Annotated in this window: 14 protein-coding genes; 3 read left to right on the top strand and 11 right to left on the bottom strand. The window is 42.6% G+C overall.

Annotated features, from left to right (window positions below; all coding sequences use genetic code 11):
* Positions 1–516: 516 nt before the first annotated feature.
* Entirely contained in the window at positions 517–1,299 is a 783-nt protein-coding gene (gene yaaA / locus AY605_RS12060) for a peroxide stress protein YaaA (protein ID WP_064096626.1), read from the bottom strand.
* Between the two features lie 123 nt (positions 1,300–1,422).
* Between yaaA and AY605_RS12055 the strand changes: the two genes are divergently transcribed.
* Complete coding sequence (locus AY605_RS12055) at positions 1,423–2,055, top strand: alpha/beta hydrolase (protein ID WP_064096625.1); 633 nt, start codon at positions 1,423–1,425, stop codon at positions 2,053–2,055.
* A gap of 30 nt (positions 2,056–2,085) precedes the next feature.
* Here AY605_RS12055 and AY605_RS12050 read toward each other — a convergent pair whose 3' ends face one another.
* From AY605_RS12050 to pheA, 6 genes are all read right to left on the bottom strand, one after another.
* Positions 2,086–2,619, bottom strand: coding sequence for a GNAT family N-acetyltransferase (locus tag AY605_RS12050; RefSeq protein WP_064096676.1), 534 nt, complete (start codon positions 2,617–2,619; stop codon positions 2,086–2,088).
* Between the two features lie 151 nt (positions 2,620–2,770).
* Positions 2,771–5,590, bottom strand: coding sequence for an autotransporter domain-containing protein (locus AY605_RS12045; RefSeq protein WP_064096624.1), 2,820 nt, complete (start codon positions 5,588–5,590; stop codon positions 2,771–2,773).
* An 871-nt stretch (positions 5,591–6,461) separates the two neighbouring features.
* Positions 6,462–6,824 carry a hypothetical protein gene (locus AY605_RS12040; protein WP_064096623.1) on the bottom strand — a complete coding sequence of 121 codons (363 nt, stop codon included), beginning with the start codon at positions 6,822–6,824 and terminating at the stop codon, positions 6,462–6,464.
* Positions 6,825–6,923: 99 nt separating this feature from the next.
* Positions 6,924–9,170 carry a bifunctional prephenate dehydrogenase/3-phosphoshikimate 1-carboxyvinyltransferase gene (locus tag AY605_RS12035; RefSeq protein ID WP_064096622.1) on the bottom strand — a complete coding sequence of 749 codons (2,247 nt, stop codon included), beginning with the start codon at positions 9,168–9,170 and terminating at the stop codon, positions 6,924–6,926.
* A gap of 3 nt (positions 9,171–9,173) precedes the next feature.
* On the bottom strand, positions 9,174–10,265 hold the full coding sequence (hisC, locus tag AY605_RS12030; protein ID WP_064096621.1) for a histidinol-phosphate transaminase: 1,092 nt from the start codon (positions 10,263–10,265) through the stop codon (positions 9,174–9,176).
* 66 nt (positions 10,266–10,331) lie between these two features.
* Complete coding sequence (pheA, locus tag AY605_RS12025) at positions 10,332–11,441, bottom strand: prephenate dehydratase (RefSeq protein ID WP_064096620.1); 1,110 nt, start codon at positions 11,439–11,441, stop codon at positions 10,332–10,334.
* Between the two features lie 486 nt (positions 11,442–11,927).
* Between pheA and AY605_RS12020 the strand changes: the two genes are divergently transcribed.
* Positions 11,928–12,446 carry a DJ-1/PfpI family protein gene (locus AY605_RS12020; RefSeq protein WP_064096619.1) on the top strand — a complete coding sequence of 173 codons (519 nt, stop codon included), beginning with the start codon at positions 11,928–11,930 and terminating at the stop codon, positions 12,444–12,446.
* Between the two features lie 81 nt (positions 12,447–12,527).
* Here AY605_RS12020 and AY605_RS12015 read toward each other — a convergent pair whose 3' ends face one another.
* Entirely contained in the window at positions 12,528–13,670 is a 1,143-nt protein-coding gene (locus AY605_RS12015) for an acyl-CoA dehydrogenase family protein (protein ID WP_064096618.1), read from the bottom strand.
* A gap of 168 nt (positions 13,671–13,838) precedes the next feature.
* A complete protein-coding gene (locus tag AY605_RS12010; RefSeq protein WP_064096617.1) occupies positions 13,839–15,182 on the bottom strand; it encodes a dicarboxylate/amino acid:cation symporter in 1,344 nt (447 codons plus the stop codon).
* 414 nt (positions 15,183–15,596) lie between these two features.
* Here AY605_RS12010 and AY605_RS12005 point away from each other — a divergent pair, with 414 nt between their 5' ends.
* On the top strand, positions 15,597–16,598 hold the full coding sequence (locus tag AY605_RS12005) for a glycosyl transferase family protein (RefSeq protein WP_064096616.1): 1,002 nt from the start codon (positions 15,597–15,599) through the stop codon (positions 16,596–16,598).
* Positions 16,599–16,663: 65 nt separating this feature from the next.
* On the opposite strand, the gene AY605_RS12000 is transcribed toward AY605_RS12005, so the two are convergent.
* Both AY605_RS12000 and AY605_RS11995 read right to left on the bottom strand, forming a co-directional pair.
* Positions 16,664–16,936 (bottom strand): YeaC family protein, encoded by a 273-nt coding sequence (locus AY605_RS12000; RefSeq protein WP_064096615.1) that lies wholly within the window; start codon positions 16,934–16,936, stop codon positions 16,664–16,666.
* Positions 16,937–16,938: 2 nt separating this feature from the next.
* Complete coding sequence (locus AY605_RS11995; RefSeq protein WP_064096675.1) at positions 16,939–17,877, bottom strand: NAD(+) kinase; 939 nt, start codon at positions 17,875–17,877, stop codon at positions 16,939–16,941.
* Between the last annotated feature and the right edge of the window lie 96 nt (positions 17,878–17,973).

Here is a 17,973-nt window from a genome sequence, read left to right as displayed (position 1 = left end):
CCGATGAAAGGCAGTTTTAAAGCCTTAAACCAATACTTTTCTGTATTTTTATTTACTATTACTTAATTAACTTGTAATTCTTTTTTTTAAACTTTTTTTTCATAAAGCTCTTTCAAATTAATAATAAGTATCTGTAATTAAAAATTTTTTTAAATAATTTAGAAAAATAATTTTGAAGTAGGACTATTCTGATAAATGAAATATCACGCATTTCATGAAGAGTATTTTGCATAATTTCATAGGGTTTTCCCCAAAGACCTCATCTTTATTTTTTGAGAAAAAAACGTTAAATAAATGATATTTTTCGAGTTATTTAGATGTGTGTAGCGACAATTTTATTCTTAGGAAACTCTGCAGGCTATTCTTGAAAGCTCAATGGTGCTTTTCGCTAATTCTGTGCATCTGTCCTTTATCTGCCTCACAAAGTCAAATCATTAAAGATTATACATGTACCTTATAATAGAGCTCTCATATCCAGCATATTTGTACTCATGCTGGATATGGGAAATCGTTTATTTATGCACTTAGTTGTTCATCGCGCTTAAACACCAGTTCTTCCTTGATTGAACTGTCTGCATCGAAGTAATAACCATCGATATTAAAAGCTTTTAGCCCTTCAATCCGATCAATTTTATTTTCAATTATAAAACGTGCCATGAGGCCGCGTGCTTTTTTAGCATAAAAACTAATCACTTTATATTTGCCATTTTTCTGATCTAGAAATACCGGCTTGATAATATTTGCCTGAATTTTTCGCTCGTTAACCGATTTATAATATTCATCTGACGCGATATTGACCAGAATTTCAGACTTTGCTGCTGCCAAGTCTTGATTAATCAGATCAGTGATATGATGAGCCCAGAAATCATATAAGTTATGCCCCCGGATATTGGCCAATTTAGTACCCATTTCCAGGCGGTAAGGCATCATCAGATCCAGGGGACGCAAGAGCCCATATAGACCGGACAGCATCCGCAAATGGTCTTGGGCAAAATGCAGATCTTCATTCTTCAAATTATAAGCATCAAGACCTGTATAGACATCACCTTTGAATGCAAAAATCGCCTGACGGGCATTGGCCAAATTAAAATCTGGTTGCCAGTCATTAAAACGTGCAGCATTTAAACTGGCAATTTTTTCACTGACACTCATTAAGCTTGAAATTTCTGATGCAGAAAGTGTGCGACAAACTTTAATCAAATCCTGCGAATGCTGTAATAATCTCGCTTGAGTAAATTGGTCAGTTGGTAGTGGGGTATTGTAATCAAGAGTTTTAGCTGGAGAAATTAAAGCGAGCATGGCAACCTGGTCAAAAAATGATTAATCAAACTATATCAGTAGACTTATTTTAATTCCAATTCATGTTTTTATTCACCATAATCGTTAAAATGCGAAATTCTCCTGTTAATCATCGGTTTTTATATGTCCGAGCAAATTTTTCTTCAAGGACCTGCAGGTCAGATTGAAGTTTTTGTGGATTATCCTCAGGGTGAAGTGAAAGGATTCGCGGTAGTTTGTCACCCTCATCCATTGCAAGGTGGAACACCACAACACAAGGTTCCGGTTTTACTGGCACAAATGTATCTGGAACGTGATTGTATTGTATATCGTCCAAGTTTCCGTGGTTCTGGTCAAAGTGAAGGTATACACGACGAGGGCTTCGGTGAGACTGATGATGTATTGGAAGTCATCCGGTTCGCCCGTACTCAACATATTGCCCTGCCTTTTTATGCAGGCGGTTTTAGTTTTGGTGCGCATGTTATGGCGAAGAGCTACGCAGCTTTGCCAATAGAACTACAACCGAAGCAAACCATTTTATGTGGACTACCGACCGCTACTGTTGCCGGTATTCGCCATTATATTACACCGGCAATTAAAGGCGACATTCTGTTCATTCATGGGGAAGCCGATGAAGTAACTTTGCTGTCAGATATGATTGAATGGGCAAAACCACAGCGTCATCTAGTGACCGTATTACCTGGTGCCAACCATTTCTTTACCGGCTACTTAAAGCAATTGCGAATTGCAATGACCCGGTACCTAGCGCTTGGCTGAATAAAAAAACCCATCATCTGATGGGTTTTTTTATTCAGAGACAAAATTTTCTGCAAGAATTGCATAAATCACTGCCCGATATTTGGGCTTATCCAGATAACTGGTAATTTTTCCGCGCAAGCGCTCTGCAATTTTCCGGCTCGCCCAGTTTTCTTCGGCTACTTGATAGCTTAAGCCTTTAATATCTAATGTATTGAAAGCATATTCTACAATACAACGCACTGCCTCGTGTCCATAATGATGACCATGCGCAGTTTCACGGATCCAAATTCCAACTTCAGGTATTTCGTCATGAAGTCGATGTAAACCACACAGTCCGATAAATTCTTGTGTTTCTAGATGACGGATCACAAATACAAATTCTTTATGATCGGCCATATTTTCCAGCCAGTTTTGCCAGATTGCTGCAAAACCCTGTTCAGATTCTGGTACATCCCACGCCATAAAACGTGTCAGACTCGGTGTGATCGAAGCATAAGCTTCTACGGCATCAACCGGTTTAAAATAATTCAGGATCAGACGTTCACTTTCGAGTTGAGGGCGAATTTTATTAGAGTGATACATAGGAATGAACTTATTGACCATATCAGTGCCACCTTGAAAACGACTCATAACAGTATAAAATTCGTATAAATAAAAGCAGCTTAAGATCCCTTATCATTATTAATCCTGTAGGAGCTAAAACTCCTTAAATAGTATATTTTTTATTCACCTTTTAAAAACTGTACTTCAAACCAAGCTGCAAATAGTAGTCACCAGAATCCAGAGCATTGCCATTGGCATCTCCAAAGATGTTCCAGTTCTGACCACTTTGATAATTAAAGCCTATACCATACAACAGATAGTCTTTATCAAAGCTCGGTGGTGTGAACAGGATATTGCGAGTGCTATCCATATTCATTGACAGCGCAACCTTATCATAATCACGGTTAAATGCATTGGCATATTCACCATAACCAGTCAGCACCACGTTTGGAGTAAGCTGATAATCCAGTCGCACCCCGACATGAGCTTTGGTTTCAGCGATACTCACATCACTCACCGCCACACCCAACACATTTACTTCTTTAACCCCATCGAGATCAACAGTGTTATAGCTCAGTGCCAGATAAGGACTTACACTCAATTGCTCGGTGAAGTAATCATAACCGATCTCGCCATATACACCGTATTTGCTCAGATCAGCTTTTGATCGGGAATCTACAGATGCCACAGCATCGGTAAGCACACGCTTGAATTCCACATCCCCCCAACCAAACTGCATATTACCCGCAACATACAGATTGTCAGCAGCTTGCCATTTCAGGTAGGCACCCAGGTTAGTGACATCAGCATCAGCAGATGCTTTGGTTTGCTCAAAATCAGACTTGTCCTGATACTCGCTTATATAAGCGCCTACCGCCAAGTCATCCCGAACCATCGTATCCGCGCCCACACTCAGCACACTGACATGAGATTCAACATCATCCCAACCGTTTGCAGAATTCTGGTTGTTCAGGTAACTGGCATTCGCCCAAACCCCGCCTTGTCCCGCATACAACAACTGATGTGAACGCTGTGCAATCTGAGCATTCACCAGTGAATCATTGCGTAGCAGTACAGATGGAGTTTCAACAAACACCGCACCTGAATTGGAATTCAGGATTGCCTGAGCCGCTTCACGGCTTTGAACGGACTGGATTGTTCCCACATACTTGGTCAGATCAGTCACCTGACCATTTAAGGCCTGGGTATTTGCCTTGTCCATCAGGTCATTTAAAAGCTTGCCCGATACCACAGAGATACCACTTGATACCGTACCCGCAGCAACCGCGTTGGCATAATCCACATCAACTGTCACCTTATTGGCATGATGCTCCAAGCCTGATACCGCAAGGAATGGCGAAACCGATTTATACTGCTCGAATGTGCCAGTAACCTTGTTGGCAGTTAAAACGGTATGCTCGCCTTTGGTCAAGATATTACGACTGGCAGCAGACACGTCAAGCGAACCCGCCAATGCAGCATTACCTTTAATAGTGAGGTAGTGATGCAGATTATAGTTCAAGATACCTGATGCATTTTGGGTATAGTTGCCATTTACTGTCAGACGACCATCGGCAGTCGTTACCTTACCGCTGTTGACCACTGACCCCACTGTACCATTACCCGAAAGTACACCCGCCTTAGTGACACTTACTGGACTGGTGATTGAACCTGTAACACGCAGCTTGCCATTTTCGACACTGGTTGAACCCTGGTAGGTATTAGCGCCTGACAGAACCAGAATGCCATTACCTTTTTTGGTCAGGCCTGCATCACCCCCAATATTGTTGGAAAAGACACTGGTACCGATCACATTGGCATCAAAATTATCACCAAACTCTTTGCTGAATAACCTAATCCCTTTCAACGAGCCTTCAAGATCTAAACGTCCCCATCCAGTAGTGCTGTTATAAAGCTTGTTCTCCTCTGAACCATCATCCAGATAATCAGCATTGGTCAACAATACTTGACGTACCTGATCAGCATTTAGCCAGGGATATTTAGACCATACCAATGCTGCAGTTGTAGTCACTTGAGGCGCTGCAGCTGAAGTTCCTGAAAAATACACCAACCCTTGCAGTTTATTGCTATACAAAGGGCCGAACCTGAAATCCGCAGCCAAACACCAGCGAGCAGAATCCCCGCAGGCATTCGCCCCCTTACCATCAGCATTACGGAAAAGTTTTTGACCTGTTTCATCTAGACCCGTCACACTTATCACACCTTTTTCAACAGCTTCATTGCCCGCTGGTAGCAATGATTCAACCGAAGGATTGGCAAACCCGTCATTACCTGTAGCAAACACCACCAGAGCATCCCCCCTGACTAGTTCGACAGTGTAATCAACCAGACGCTGTTTATAATCGCCAGATGCAAACATCGTCGCAAAAGAAGCATTAAATAACTTCACAGCATATTTTTTATTCAGGTCATTCATGGCCTGAAGATGACCTGCAGTTGTTGCATAACCCAATTCACGATCGGCAGACTGGATACCATATATTTGTGAAATATCTTTTGCCAGCCCTTCTGTCATGGCTTTTTCCATAAAATTAGATTGATCCGGAATCTTGCCCGCTATGATTTGAGCAACCAATGTCCCATGCAGACTAGGGCTTGTGTCTTGTACAGAAATGCCGGCTGTCGTTAAATCTTCAACCGTAAAAGTACCCGCCTGATAATCATTAATGTATTTTAATACTTTCTCAACAGAATCCTGCAAATAAGTATTTTTCTGGACACCCGTATCCGCTACACCAATTGCGATCTTATTATTACCTTTCGCAATATCAACAACATCAAACTTGGATTTATCATAAGTGTAAGATGTTGGTGTTGGTGTTGGTGTTGGTGTTGGTGTTGGTGTTGGTGTTGCACCATTTCCATTATCTAGATCATTGTCAAGTGGCTGAGAAGTTACATTGGGCAAAGATTTAGATCCACCACATCCAGTTAGTATGAGGCTAACGACGGCGAATGCAAGAGCCGTTGGAACTGTTTTGATGTACATACTTACGCCTATTATTATATTTATTATGGTCTTATAGATTGATGAGAGTATGTCGAAATTTGCTGCCTAAAAATGAAGATAAAGTAGAATTTAGTCTCCAGACTTCTTTCCTTCTCCGCAAAGTTTTATCTATTACTCACAGGTCAACATTACGCAAAGCTAAAAACTATTTTTTATAATTTTGATATTTAGTTCGAACCTAATTTAAGAATTTTTATTGGGTTATTTTCTACTAAATTCGACTTCACCGCCTTTGACTGGGTTTACCAAAAATATTTTGAAAAATCAGACTCTCTGATCAAAAAATTTAATCGAAAATTTAAGTTTAGTAAGTGAGTAAATATATTTAAATTGTTAATGAATGAAACTGGTCTTGAGTAAAACCATACTCTTCTCAGCCATACGTGGCACATCAAGATATGATAACAATTAAGATTCAAGCAATTTCGCAGTGGATAGCTCGAAATAGTACTAAATACACATAGCAAATCAGTCACATAAAAACCATTGGGGCTCTGTGATTAATGAAGGTAAAATTTGCGGGATCTGAGGTGATTGACTTAATCACTCGAACTTGGCTGGAACGAAGGTATTGTATATGGATAAAAGCCAGGATTTAGAATCACCCAAAGAAGAATAGAGGAGAACCAAACTCAAGTTGATATTTCCAAAAAACATCATTCAAAATCCCACGATACACGTGTGAACTGGCACTGATGGAAGGTCAGTCACTTAGCTGAAAATATATGTGCATGGATGAAATAACCTTGCAGTATTGCAATATAAGCTAACAAGCTAGAGTAGAACTTTTGAAGTTCATATGCTCCAGCTTGTACTTTGTCTGATGGCTATTAGGAAATATTAACAGTTCCTAATTCTTCCATTCAAACTCACTAAAACTCTCCTGTTTTTTAAGCGATGCTTCAACAGCCTGTGCCAGCTGGTTTAACAAGCTTTGCTCGGTAATCCGATCCAGCCAGTCCTGTTCTTCATCCGGATATGAAGCAATTTCACAGACCAGATGGCCCTGTTCATCTCTGGTTTCACAACTTACCGATAATGGCAGCTCATGCTCATCTACGCTTACTGCCACTTGTGCACCACTTTGACTTAAGGTCTGAAAACCGTATTTACCTAATTCCTCAGCAAGTAAATGTGCTACGTATTCCTGAGTTTCTTGACCATCCCGTGGTTGCTGGCTTTGGGTATTGGCCATGAATTTTAATTTTCGCATCGCTACTTCCAAATGGCTTTTTTCTTATATGGGTTTAGCATAAGCAATATAAACAAAACAGCCAAGCAAAAGCTTGGCTGTTTCACATAAATTTAAGAATTATTCTGTGACTTCAATCGTCAGACCGGCCTGTGAAGTCAGTTCAGTAAAGGTTGGAAAGCTCGTCGCTACTGTTTCCGTTCCCACAATACGAATTTCTTCAGAATTACGTAAGCCTGCGATTGAGAAACTCATGGCAATTCGGTGATCATGATGTGACTCGATTTCACCACCGCTAAAGATTGGTGACCAGTCACCTGCTTTACCTTTACCTTCAATGATGATGCCATCTTCTGTTGGTGTACAATCAATGCCCATGGTTTTCAGGCCATCAGCCATCACCTGAATCCGGTCAGATTCTTTGACACGCAGTTCAGCCGCGCCGGTCAGAATGGTTTGACCTTCCGCACATGCAGCGGCAATGAACAGTGCCGGGAATTCATCAATCGCCAATGGCACCTGATCTTCCGGCATATGAATGCCTTTTAAGGTACGTGTACCGCGAATACGAATGTCTGCAATCGGTTCACCACCTGCAATACGCTCATTTTCAACCGTAATGTCCGCACCCATCTGTTTCAGGATTTCGATCACACCGGTACGGGTGGGGTTGATACCTACAGCTTCTAAAGTCACATCCGAGTTTTCGGTAATCGCAGCCCCAACCATAAAGAAAGCAGCAGATGAAATATCAGATGGAACCTGAATATTGGTACCCACTAACTTACCGCCACCTTGCAGTGAAATACGGTTGCCTTCAGTTTTTACCTCATAACCAAAAGCACGTAACATGCGTTCGGTATGGTCACGGGTGGGTTCAGGCTCGGTCACTGAAGTTTCACCTTCTGCCCATAAACCTGCAAGTAAAATACCAGATTTTACCTGTGCAGATGCCATTGGCAAATCGTACTGGATTCCTTTTAAATTTTGATTTCCAGTAATTGATACCGGTGGCGTACCACGCTCACCTGTGGTTTGAATCTGTGCCCCCATTTCACGTAAAGGCTTGGCAATACGTTCCATTGGACGCTTGGACAATGAAGCATCACCGGTCATCACTGAGTCAAATTTCTGCGCTGCCAGCATACCGGATAGCAAACGCATCGAAGTGCCCGAGTTACCCATATATAGCGCAGACTGCGGTGCTTTAAGACCATGCATGCCAACACCGTGAATAGTCACTTCACCATTTTTAGGGCCTTCAATGCTAACACCCATATCACGGAAAGCTTGCAGAGTCGCTAAAGCATCTTCACCTTCAAGGAAACCGGTGACATGTGTAGTGCCTTCAGCAATCGCACCAAACATGATGGAACGGTGTGACACAGATTTGTCACCTGGCACGGTAAATTTGCCCTGGAATTTCTTGGCACCCGGCTGAATGGTAAATTGTTGTGTCACGTTATTTTTCTCCATGAAAGGTTTCTTGGCGAGCATATGGTTGAAATGCTGGCGTGCTGCCTGTGCATGTCCCAGTAAGCCCATTAATGCTTGGGAATCTTCATCTTCAATCAGTTTGCGGATAATTGCCAGCTGGGCCTCAAAGCCATCCACGGCATTGAGAATTGCTTTTTTGTTGGCAAAAAAGATGTCATGCCACATTTGTGGATCACTGGCCGCAATACGCGAAAAGTCACGAAAGCCACCGGCAGCATAACGAAAAATATCCAGATTATCTTCGCGCTTGGCCAGTTGTTCGACCAGGTTAAACGCCATCAAGTGCGGAAGATGACTGGTATGGGCCAGCACTTCATCGTGCTTTTCTACATCCATACAGATCACTTCCGCTTTTGCTGCCTGCCACAGTTGAATCAGTTTATCGACTGCCCATGCTGCACTGGTCGGTAATGGCGTCAAAATCACCTTATGATTGGCGAATAGATCGACCTTACCGGCATGCACCCCGGTATGCTCGGCACCAGCAATCGGATGTCCGGGCACAAAACCTGCTGGTAATGCATCACCAAATACTGCTTTGGCTGCATCCACTACATTGCCTTTGGTACTACCGACATCCGTAATAATAGTACCTTCAGCCAGATAGGGCTTAATGGTTTCCAATACCTTTTGCGTGGCACGTACCGGCAAAGCCAGGACAATCAGATCTGCACCTTTGACCGCTTCCACAGGATCTGCATAGCCTCGGGAAATTAATCCCAAGGCTTTGGCATCTTCCAGCGTTTTTTGTGAGCGTGTCGATGCCACGATGTCATTGGCTAAATGCTCGGCCTTAATCACACGTGCCAGACTTGAACCAATCAGCCCAAGTCCGATGAAGGCAACTTTTTCAAACAGTGGCTGCGACATAACTTAAGCTTTCGCCTCTAAGCCGAGTACTTTACCGAGTGCAGCAAGGAATTTGGCATTTTCAGCTTCAGTACCAATTGATACGCGCAGATGGTTCGGAATACCCACTGGACGAACAATTACGCCTTCTTTCAGCAATTTGTTAAATGTTTCCGCCGGATCAGCCTGTACATCGACCAGAATGAAGTTGGCGCGTGAAGGCACATAGTTCAGGCCTAAAGCTTTAAAGCCTGCTTCAAGTTGAGCCATACCCGCTTTGTTCACTTCACGAGATTTCTCGATAAATGCTTCATCTTTCAGTGCAGCAACCGCAGCCACCATCGCTAAATGGTTCACATTGAATGGCTGACGGATACGGTTCAGGTAATCAGTCACTTCAACAGACGACAATGCGAAACCAACGCGCAGTGCAGCCAGACCATAACACTTAGATAATGTACGGCTGACAATCAGGTTTGGATACTGCTTCAGGAATTTCAGGCTATTGAAGTTTTCCGGGAAATATTCCACATAAGCTTCATCTAGCACCACGATGACATTGGCCGGTACTTTCTGCATGAAAGCTTCAAATTCAGCTTCTTCGAACCAGGTCCCTGTCGGATTATTCGGATTGGCAATAAAGATCAGCTTGGTATTGTCTTTTACTGCTGCAGCCATGGCTTCCAGGTCATGCGAGAAGCCTTTTGCTGGTACTTCAATCGCTTCGGCATGGATTGCTTGAGTTACCAATGCATATACTGCGAATGCATGCTGGCTGTAAATCACGGAATTTTTTTCAGAAACGAATGCGCGGGCAAACATTTCCAGCAAGTCGTTTGAACCATTGCCCAAAGTAATCTGGTCATGATTAAAACCAAACTGAGCCTTGATCTGGTCTTTCAGAATAAAACCGCCACCATCTGGATAACGGCCAATTTCCGCCAGTTCGGCAGCGACTGCTTCTTTGACTTTATCTGAACAGCCCAACGGGTTTTCATTTGAAGCCAGTTTTACGATATCAGTGATGCCCAACTCACGCTCAAGTTCACTGATCGGTTTACCTGGTTGATATGGTCTTAATTTAGAGATGCCTGGATTGGCTGGGACAAACGACATTTTATACTTCCGATTTACAGATGAAACAGCGATCAGCACCCTCGCACTGATCACGAAAGGCTGCTTTTATAAAACAGCTGCAGGATATGAACCAAGCACGCGAACTTCTTTCACGAGCGGGCGAATTTCTTCAATCGCTGCTCTCACATGCTCCTGTTCAATATGACCTTCAAGATCAATGAAGAACACATAAGCCCATTTTTCAGGAAGTGCAGGACGGGTTTCAATACTGGTAAGACTAATATTGTGTTTGGCAAATGGCGCCAGAATTTCTAGCAATGCCCCGGCACGGTCATGTGCTGATACCAGCAGTGACGTTTTGTCATTACCGCTTTGTGGTACTTTTTCACGACCAATCACCAGAAAACGTGTGGTGTTTTCCGGATTGTCCTCGATATTGCTGTGCATGATCTCAAGATTGTAGATATTCGCAGCAATTTCAGAGGCAATCGCGGCAGAGTGCCACTCATTCTGAATACGGCGTGCAGCTTCGGCATTTGAGCTGAGTGCAACACGCTCTACTCCCGGATAATGGGCATCTAGCCATTTACGGCATTGTGCCAGAGTTTGCTGATGTGCATAAATCTGCTTGATACTGTCTTTACGGGTATTTTCCGAGATCAGGAACTGGTGATGAATCGGTAATTCAACTTCACCAATGACATTCAGATGCGAGGTTTTGAAACAGTCCAAAGTATGGTTCACCACCCCTTCAGACGAGTTTTCAACCGGTACCAGACCATAATGTGCACTGCCCGCCTCTACTTCACGAAACACTTCATCAATGGTGGGTAATGGACGAACCACGGCATCATGACCAAAATGTTTGAGTACTGCCGAGTGTGTGTAGGTACCAATAGGTCCAAGAAAAGCAATACTTTGTGGTGCTTCAAGCGCTAAACATGCTGACATGATTTCGCGAAACAGACGTGCCATGGTGGTATCCGACAATGGCCCCTCATTGCGCTCCATAACATTGCGCAGGACTTGTGCTTCACGTTCCGGACGGTAAAACAGCGGATTTTCTTCAGAAGCAAATTTCGCTTTTGCGACTGCCTCGGCCAAACGCGCGCGACGGTTAATCAACTGCTGGATCTGCTGATCAACTGAATCGATATCTTCACGAATTTTAGCCAAATCTAAAGAAGCCGTTGTGTTTTGATCGTCGTTGATCATCGTGATGTCGCCCTGTATAAACCTTATCTGTGCAGTATAACAATAGTGTGCTGTAAATGTTACACAATATAACTTTAGTAGATTAATTCTTAAAAATAAGGAGTTGATTTTAACCGTTCATCGCCTTAGTCATATCTGGTAACATTTCTTTCAGTATTTCCACCGAATTTACATTATCAAATTGTAAACTTTGCATACTCATCTTAACTGATTTTTATCAAGATGAAATATCACTATTTCTTAATCTAGATAACGGTTTTAAGCATAAGAAAATTAAAATAATTGCGATATGACCTAAGCTTTTAAGAGAATGATATCTGATATAGATTTCACAATAAAATGCACTCTATCCAACCTGATTTTTCTAGGTTTATCTTTGATTTAGCTTGTATTTTTACATTCCGCCACCACTTGATTACAAAGCGGAGACGATTTTTTAACCAATCGTAGATAGTCTAATTTAAAACATACGTTTGGGTGTCAGTCATGCCAAAAAGAATAGCTGTACTTGTAACGAATAATTTTGAAGACCAAGAATATCTTGAACCTGTTGCAGCCTTGCTGGCAGCACAGCATAGCATCTGCAACATTGAGCTTAATGCAGGAAAAATAGTCTACGGTCTGCATGGCCAGTCAAGTGTGACAATTGACCGCGGCATCGAACAAATCAGTATTGATGATTTTGATGCCTTACTGATTCCTGGCGGTGAATCTGCAGTTTCTTTATCTACCGATCTCCGGGTGCTGCAATTTATCCAAGCCTTTAATCAGGCCAAAAAAACCATCTTTAGTTTATGTGATGCCTCTTTACTCCTGTGCGAAGCAGATATACTGAAAAATCGAATTATTACCAGTATTCGCGCGCATGCCAGCCGTGTACAGCATGCCGGTGGAACCTACTATGATGTCGAGCTGGTAAATGATAATAATCAGTTGATTTCATCACGCCTGCCCAATGATTTACCTATTTTTATTAATGAATGTTTGAATGTCTTAAAATCATAAAAATTAAAAGAACATTTACCATTTGGACTATTTCTCGCGTCAAAAAAGAGCCCTTCAGGACTCTTTTTAGTACTTGAGCAATTAACGCCCCAGCAATCCACGTGCCACGATTTCCTTCATGATTTCATTGGTGCCGCCATAAATCCGCTGGATTCGTGCGTCTACAAAGAAACGTGAAATCGGATATTCGGTCATATAGCCATAACCGCCAAAGAGCTGGAGCAAATTGTCAGCAATTTTCATTTGCATATCGGTCGAAAAGCTCTTCAAAGCGGCTGCAGTTTCTACGTCAAGTTTACCCTGCATATACAGCTCGACATTCTGATTATAAAAAGCTGCTGTTGCCAGTTCATCAATTTTGGCCTGTGCCAGAACAAAACGGGTATTCTGGAACTGTCCAATCGCCTGACCAAAAGCCTGGCGCTCTTTCACATATTGCGTCGTTACATCGATAGAACCACGAATCGCACCCAAAGCCGTCGCCGCAATCGCAGTACGTTCGCGTGGCAATTCCTGCATCAAATAGACAAAGCCCTGACCTGGCTGCCCCAGCAACTGCTCTTTAAGCACTTTGACATTATCAAAGAACAGCTCAGAAGTGTCCTGAGAATGCAGTCCAATTTTGTCCAGATTTTTACCCTTTTTAAAGCCTTCCAGATGCGTATTGACCAGCATTAAAGACACACCTTTGGCACGGGCTTGCGGATCAGTCTTCACTGCCAACACCACCAGATCTGCATGCTGGCCATTAGAAATAAAGGTTTTGGAACCATTCAGCAAATAATGATCATCCTGCAAAATGGCATTAGTACGCATGGCCTGCAAATCTGAGCCTGCGCCCGGCTCGGTCATGCCAATCGCACCCACTACTTCGCCTGAAACCATTTTTGGCAACCAGTATTTTTTCTGTTCTTCAGTCCCGATATGCAGAATATACGGTGCAGCAATATCTGAATGGCAAGACAAACCGGTTGAAATTGCGCTATAGCCTGCTCGTGCCGACTCTTCAATCAACATCAGGGAGTAATGCGTCGGCACACCATAGCCACCATATTCTTCTGGCACATCGACACACAAGAATCCATTTTCACCCAGCACATTCCAGACTGAACGCGGCATCATGCCCTCACGCTCCCACTGTTCATAGTAAGGCGCTACATGTTCGTTCATAAAGCGTTTGAAATTGTCGCGGAAAAGTTCCAGGTCAGCATCGTAAGCCAGCATTCTTGTATCCTTATGGTGTTTATCATTTTATTTCCTGTCCACAGGCTAACTATTTTTATAGCTACTGTCATGTGCCTGATGGGTTTTTTTGCTAACTTCACAGTCAGATAAAAAAACAAAAAGGAAGCCGAAGCTTCCTTTTTTAAGACCTTAAAGACTCACTCTAACTTAGTGAGCGTTATTGCCTTCTTGCGCCATTTTTTCATCAATTTCAGCTGGATTTGCTAATGCATAGTTGAGCTTATCCATATCTAACTGACCAACCCATTTCGCCACAACTAAAGTAGCCAAAGAGTTACCGACCAGATTAGTCAAAGCACGCGCTTCAGACATGAAACGGTCAATACCTAGAATCAAGGCCAAGCCCGCAACAGGAATATTACCTACAGCTGCCAGAGTTGCCGCCATAACAATAAAGCCCGAACCGGTGACACCTGCTGCACCTTTAGAAGAAATTAACAATACTAGAAGCAAGGTAATCTGGTGAGATAAATCAAGCTGTGTATTGGTGGCTTGTGCAATAAAGATCGCTGCCATGGTCAGGTAAATTGACGTACCATCCAGGTTAAATGAATAACCTGTTGGGATCACCAGGCCAACCACTGATTTTTCAGCACCCGCAAGCTCCAGTTTCTTCAACATACGAGGCAGTACCGACTCAGAGGAGGACGTACCGAGTACAATCAGTAACTCTTCACGAATCAGGCGAATCATTTTCATGATGCTAAAACCTGTGAAACGTGCAATTGAACCCAAAACAATGAAAATAAACAGCAAACATGTGATATAGAAACAGATGATCAGTTGAGCCAACTGCGCCAGTGATCCAATCCCATATTTACCAATCGTGAATGCCATGGCACCAAATGCACCAATTGGAGCAAGTTTCATGATCATATTCACGATGTTAAAGAACACATGTGAAATCTGGTCAATCAGTTTAAGTACCGGCTTCCCTTGTGCACCCAATTTATGCAGCGCAAAACCGAACAGGATCGCGAATAAAAGCACTTGCAGGATTTCACCTTCAGCGAAAGCTCCCACTACCGTATTCGGAATAATATTCATCAGGAAATCAAGGGTAGACTGCGACTCGCCTGAAGTTACATACTTCGAGATTCCCGCAGTATCCAGACTGGCTGGATCAACGTTCATGCCAACACCTGGCTTTACGATGTTAATAACCAGCAGACCAATCACTAAAGCAATCGTTGAAACGATTTCAAAGTAAAGTAGAGCCACACCACCAGTTTTACCGACTGATTTCATGCTCTCCATGCCTGCGATACCACTGACCACAGTACAGAAAATTACAGGGGCGATGATCATTTTGATTAAACGGATAAATGCATCACCAAGTGGCTTTAGCTGCTCACCTAGACCCGGAACATATTGTTCTGCACCATTAATAATTTGTGTACCACTTGGCGAGAAATGTCCGACCAGGATACCCGCAATAATGGCTACAATCACTTGAAAATAAAGCGACTTATAAATTGGTTTTTTAGCCATAACCTTACTTCGCGATATACTTCTAAAAAGAAGCAATATTCAGTTTTTACTTATTTAAGAAAATAAGCGTCCAATACTTGATTGTCTGAAACAAAAAAGTGCCTATGTATCAAGAATTAATCTGATACTAAAAATAGAATGTGTATGTACGTTTAACAATCACAGCAACCCTGCTCTTCAAAAAGAAGTCAGTGCATTGATCAGGAGATGAAGCAAACACAAATAATCACGGGAAATTTTAACTGCTTTTTAGACTTTTGTTTAACCCGAAATGTTAATTTCGACTAAATAATAGGCAATATCCCTTATACTATAGTCTTATAAAACTATAATAATTCTGCAAAATAAGAAGGTGAAATACCAATATCAGCGTAAAATATGCCAATACTTGATGAATATGACTGATCTATCTGTATGAACACAAAGCGAAATATTTATAAAGATACCGAACATCCTTTTGCCCAGTTTATTCGTATTATTGGCAAGGGAAAAAATGGTGCACGCTCCTTAAGCTATGAAGAAGCTTATCAGGCTTTTAGCATGATCCTGAACAATCAAGTATTGGATGTACAGCTTGGTGCTTTTCTGATGTTATTACGGGTCAAGGAAGAATCCGTCGATGAATTAGCAGGTTTTGTTCAGGCAACCCGTGATCAGCTTAACTTCAAAGCACTGGAGGTCGATCTGGACTGGTCCTCTTATGCTGGAAAACGTAAACATTACCCATGGTTTATTCTGTCTGCCCTTACTCTGGCCAAGCAGGGCTATAAAATTGTCATGCACGGTGCTTCAGGCCATACCATGAACCGTGTTTACACCGAACAGGTGCTGACTTACTTAGGCTATCCAATCTGCCAGAATGATGTGGAAGTTGAGCAGCAGCTTGAAGAAAGACACTTCGCCTATCTACCTTTAGAGGTAATTTCTCCGATTCTGTCTGAGCTGATTGGACTGCGAAATGTCATGGGACTGCGCTCTCCAATTCACACGCTGGCACGCCTGATCAATCCATTTAATGCCAAAGCGACTTTACAGGCCATTTTCCATCCGGCTTATCGGAGTTCACATCAGCAATCGGCTTACCGCTTAGGTTATAAAAACAGTGCGGTGATTAAAGGTGAAGGCGGTGAATTTGAACGTAACCCTGATGCCAAAACCTTAATCTGCGGGATTAAAGATGGTGAGCTCTATGAGCATGAATTGCCGAAACTAACCGACAATCGCAGCCCGATTGAAGAAGAACTGGATTTATCTGTGTTTAAAGAAGTCTGGGAAGGCAAACATTCACATGAATATGGTGAAGTTGCAGTGATTGAAACTATGGGCATTGCCCTGTATACTATGGGCGAATGTGACAGCTATGAAGCAGCGATGCAAAAAGCCAAAGAATTCTGGGATAGCCGTCTTTCAGTTTGATGCCATTCATGCTTTATGACAGACATTAAAAAAGACCACATTGGTGGTCTTTTTTAATGTCTGGATTAGACAAAACGGATCGGCTTGAATTCCGGCTCATGCTGGTGATGATCATCATCACATTGTTCGCCTTCTTCTTTCGTACCACGGTCGATATAACCACTACGTTCAGTTTCTGGCAGGTTTTTCATTTCCCAGGCATATACCGCCTGCATGCAGGTCTGACGCTGTTCCTGAGTCAAAGCCACACCGTTTGGCCATTTGCCAATTTCAATGGCTGTTCTTAAGCGTTCTACAATCTCAGGATTGAGTACGGCAAGCATTTGTTCAATATTCATGGTTAATCCTGCTTAAAATAATCGAAGTCCTGATTCCAGCCCAGTTTGGTTCGGCATGCATTATAGAAGTCATAACCTGGCGGATGCAGAAGATGCAGTTTAAAGGGATGCTTACGAATATGGACGCTATCTCCAACATTCAAAGACACACTGTGTTGTCCATCCGCACTCACCATCGGCAGTACGCGATTTTCACGAATCAGTAATTTAATTTCACTATGCCCTCCAACCACAATCGGCCGTGAAGACAAGGTATGCGGATGCATCGGCACCAGCGCAATCGCATCCATACTCGGATGAACAATCGGCCCGCCTCCCGACAGCGCATAGGCGGTAGAACCAGTCGGTGTAGAGATAATCAGGCCATCACTATGCTGACGATAGACATATTGTCCATCAATATTCAGCTCAAAATCAATCATATGTACTGATTTTCCTGAATGTAAAACCACATCATTCAAGGCAATGGCATCATAAATGATTTCACCTTTAGAGCGAATTTCCACTTCCAGCAGGAAACGGCGCTCTGCCTGAAAGTCGCCTTTGAGCACCTGATCCAGCTTAAAGATCACTTCGGTCGGCTTGATATCTGTCAGAAAACCCAGACGACCACGGTTGACTCCAATTACAGGTGTATTGTATTTCACCAGTGCCCGAGCAGCGTGTAAGAGTGAGCCATCCCCACCCACCACAATTACCAGATCAACTACTTCGCCCAGCAAGGCCCGGCTGACAGTCTGGGTATTTTGATAAGGTACCAGTTCAGCTGTATCGGCATCAAAAACAGGATGTAGACCTAAATTGAGCAGATGATCATGAATCAGGCATAAGGTTTCAACCACTGAAGATTTATCCGGGCGTCCGATTAACCCGATATTTCGAAATGTCTTGTGGGAAATTTGCACCAGTGTCGTCGCTCCGCTTCGAATCCTGCTTATCATATCATTAAGCATGAATAGGATGACAATTTATAACATGATAAAGCCGTCTAGGATTTAATTTGAAATAGACTGAAATTAAGGAGAAAATGTGAAGTT

It is taken from the genome of Acinetobacter sp. SFD, from assembly GCF_001647575.1.
Classification (GTDB): domain Bacteria; phylum Pseudomonadota; class Gammaproteobacteria; order Pseudomonadales; family Moraxellaceae; genus Acinetobacter; species Acinetobacter pecorum.
Note: the sequence above shows the minus strand (reverse complement) of the source record. Positions and strands in the feature narration are given on the sequence as shown.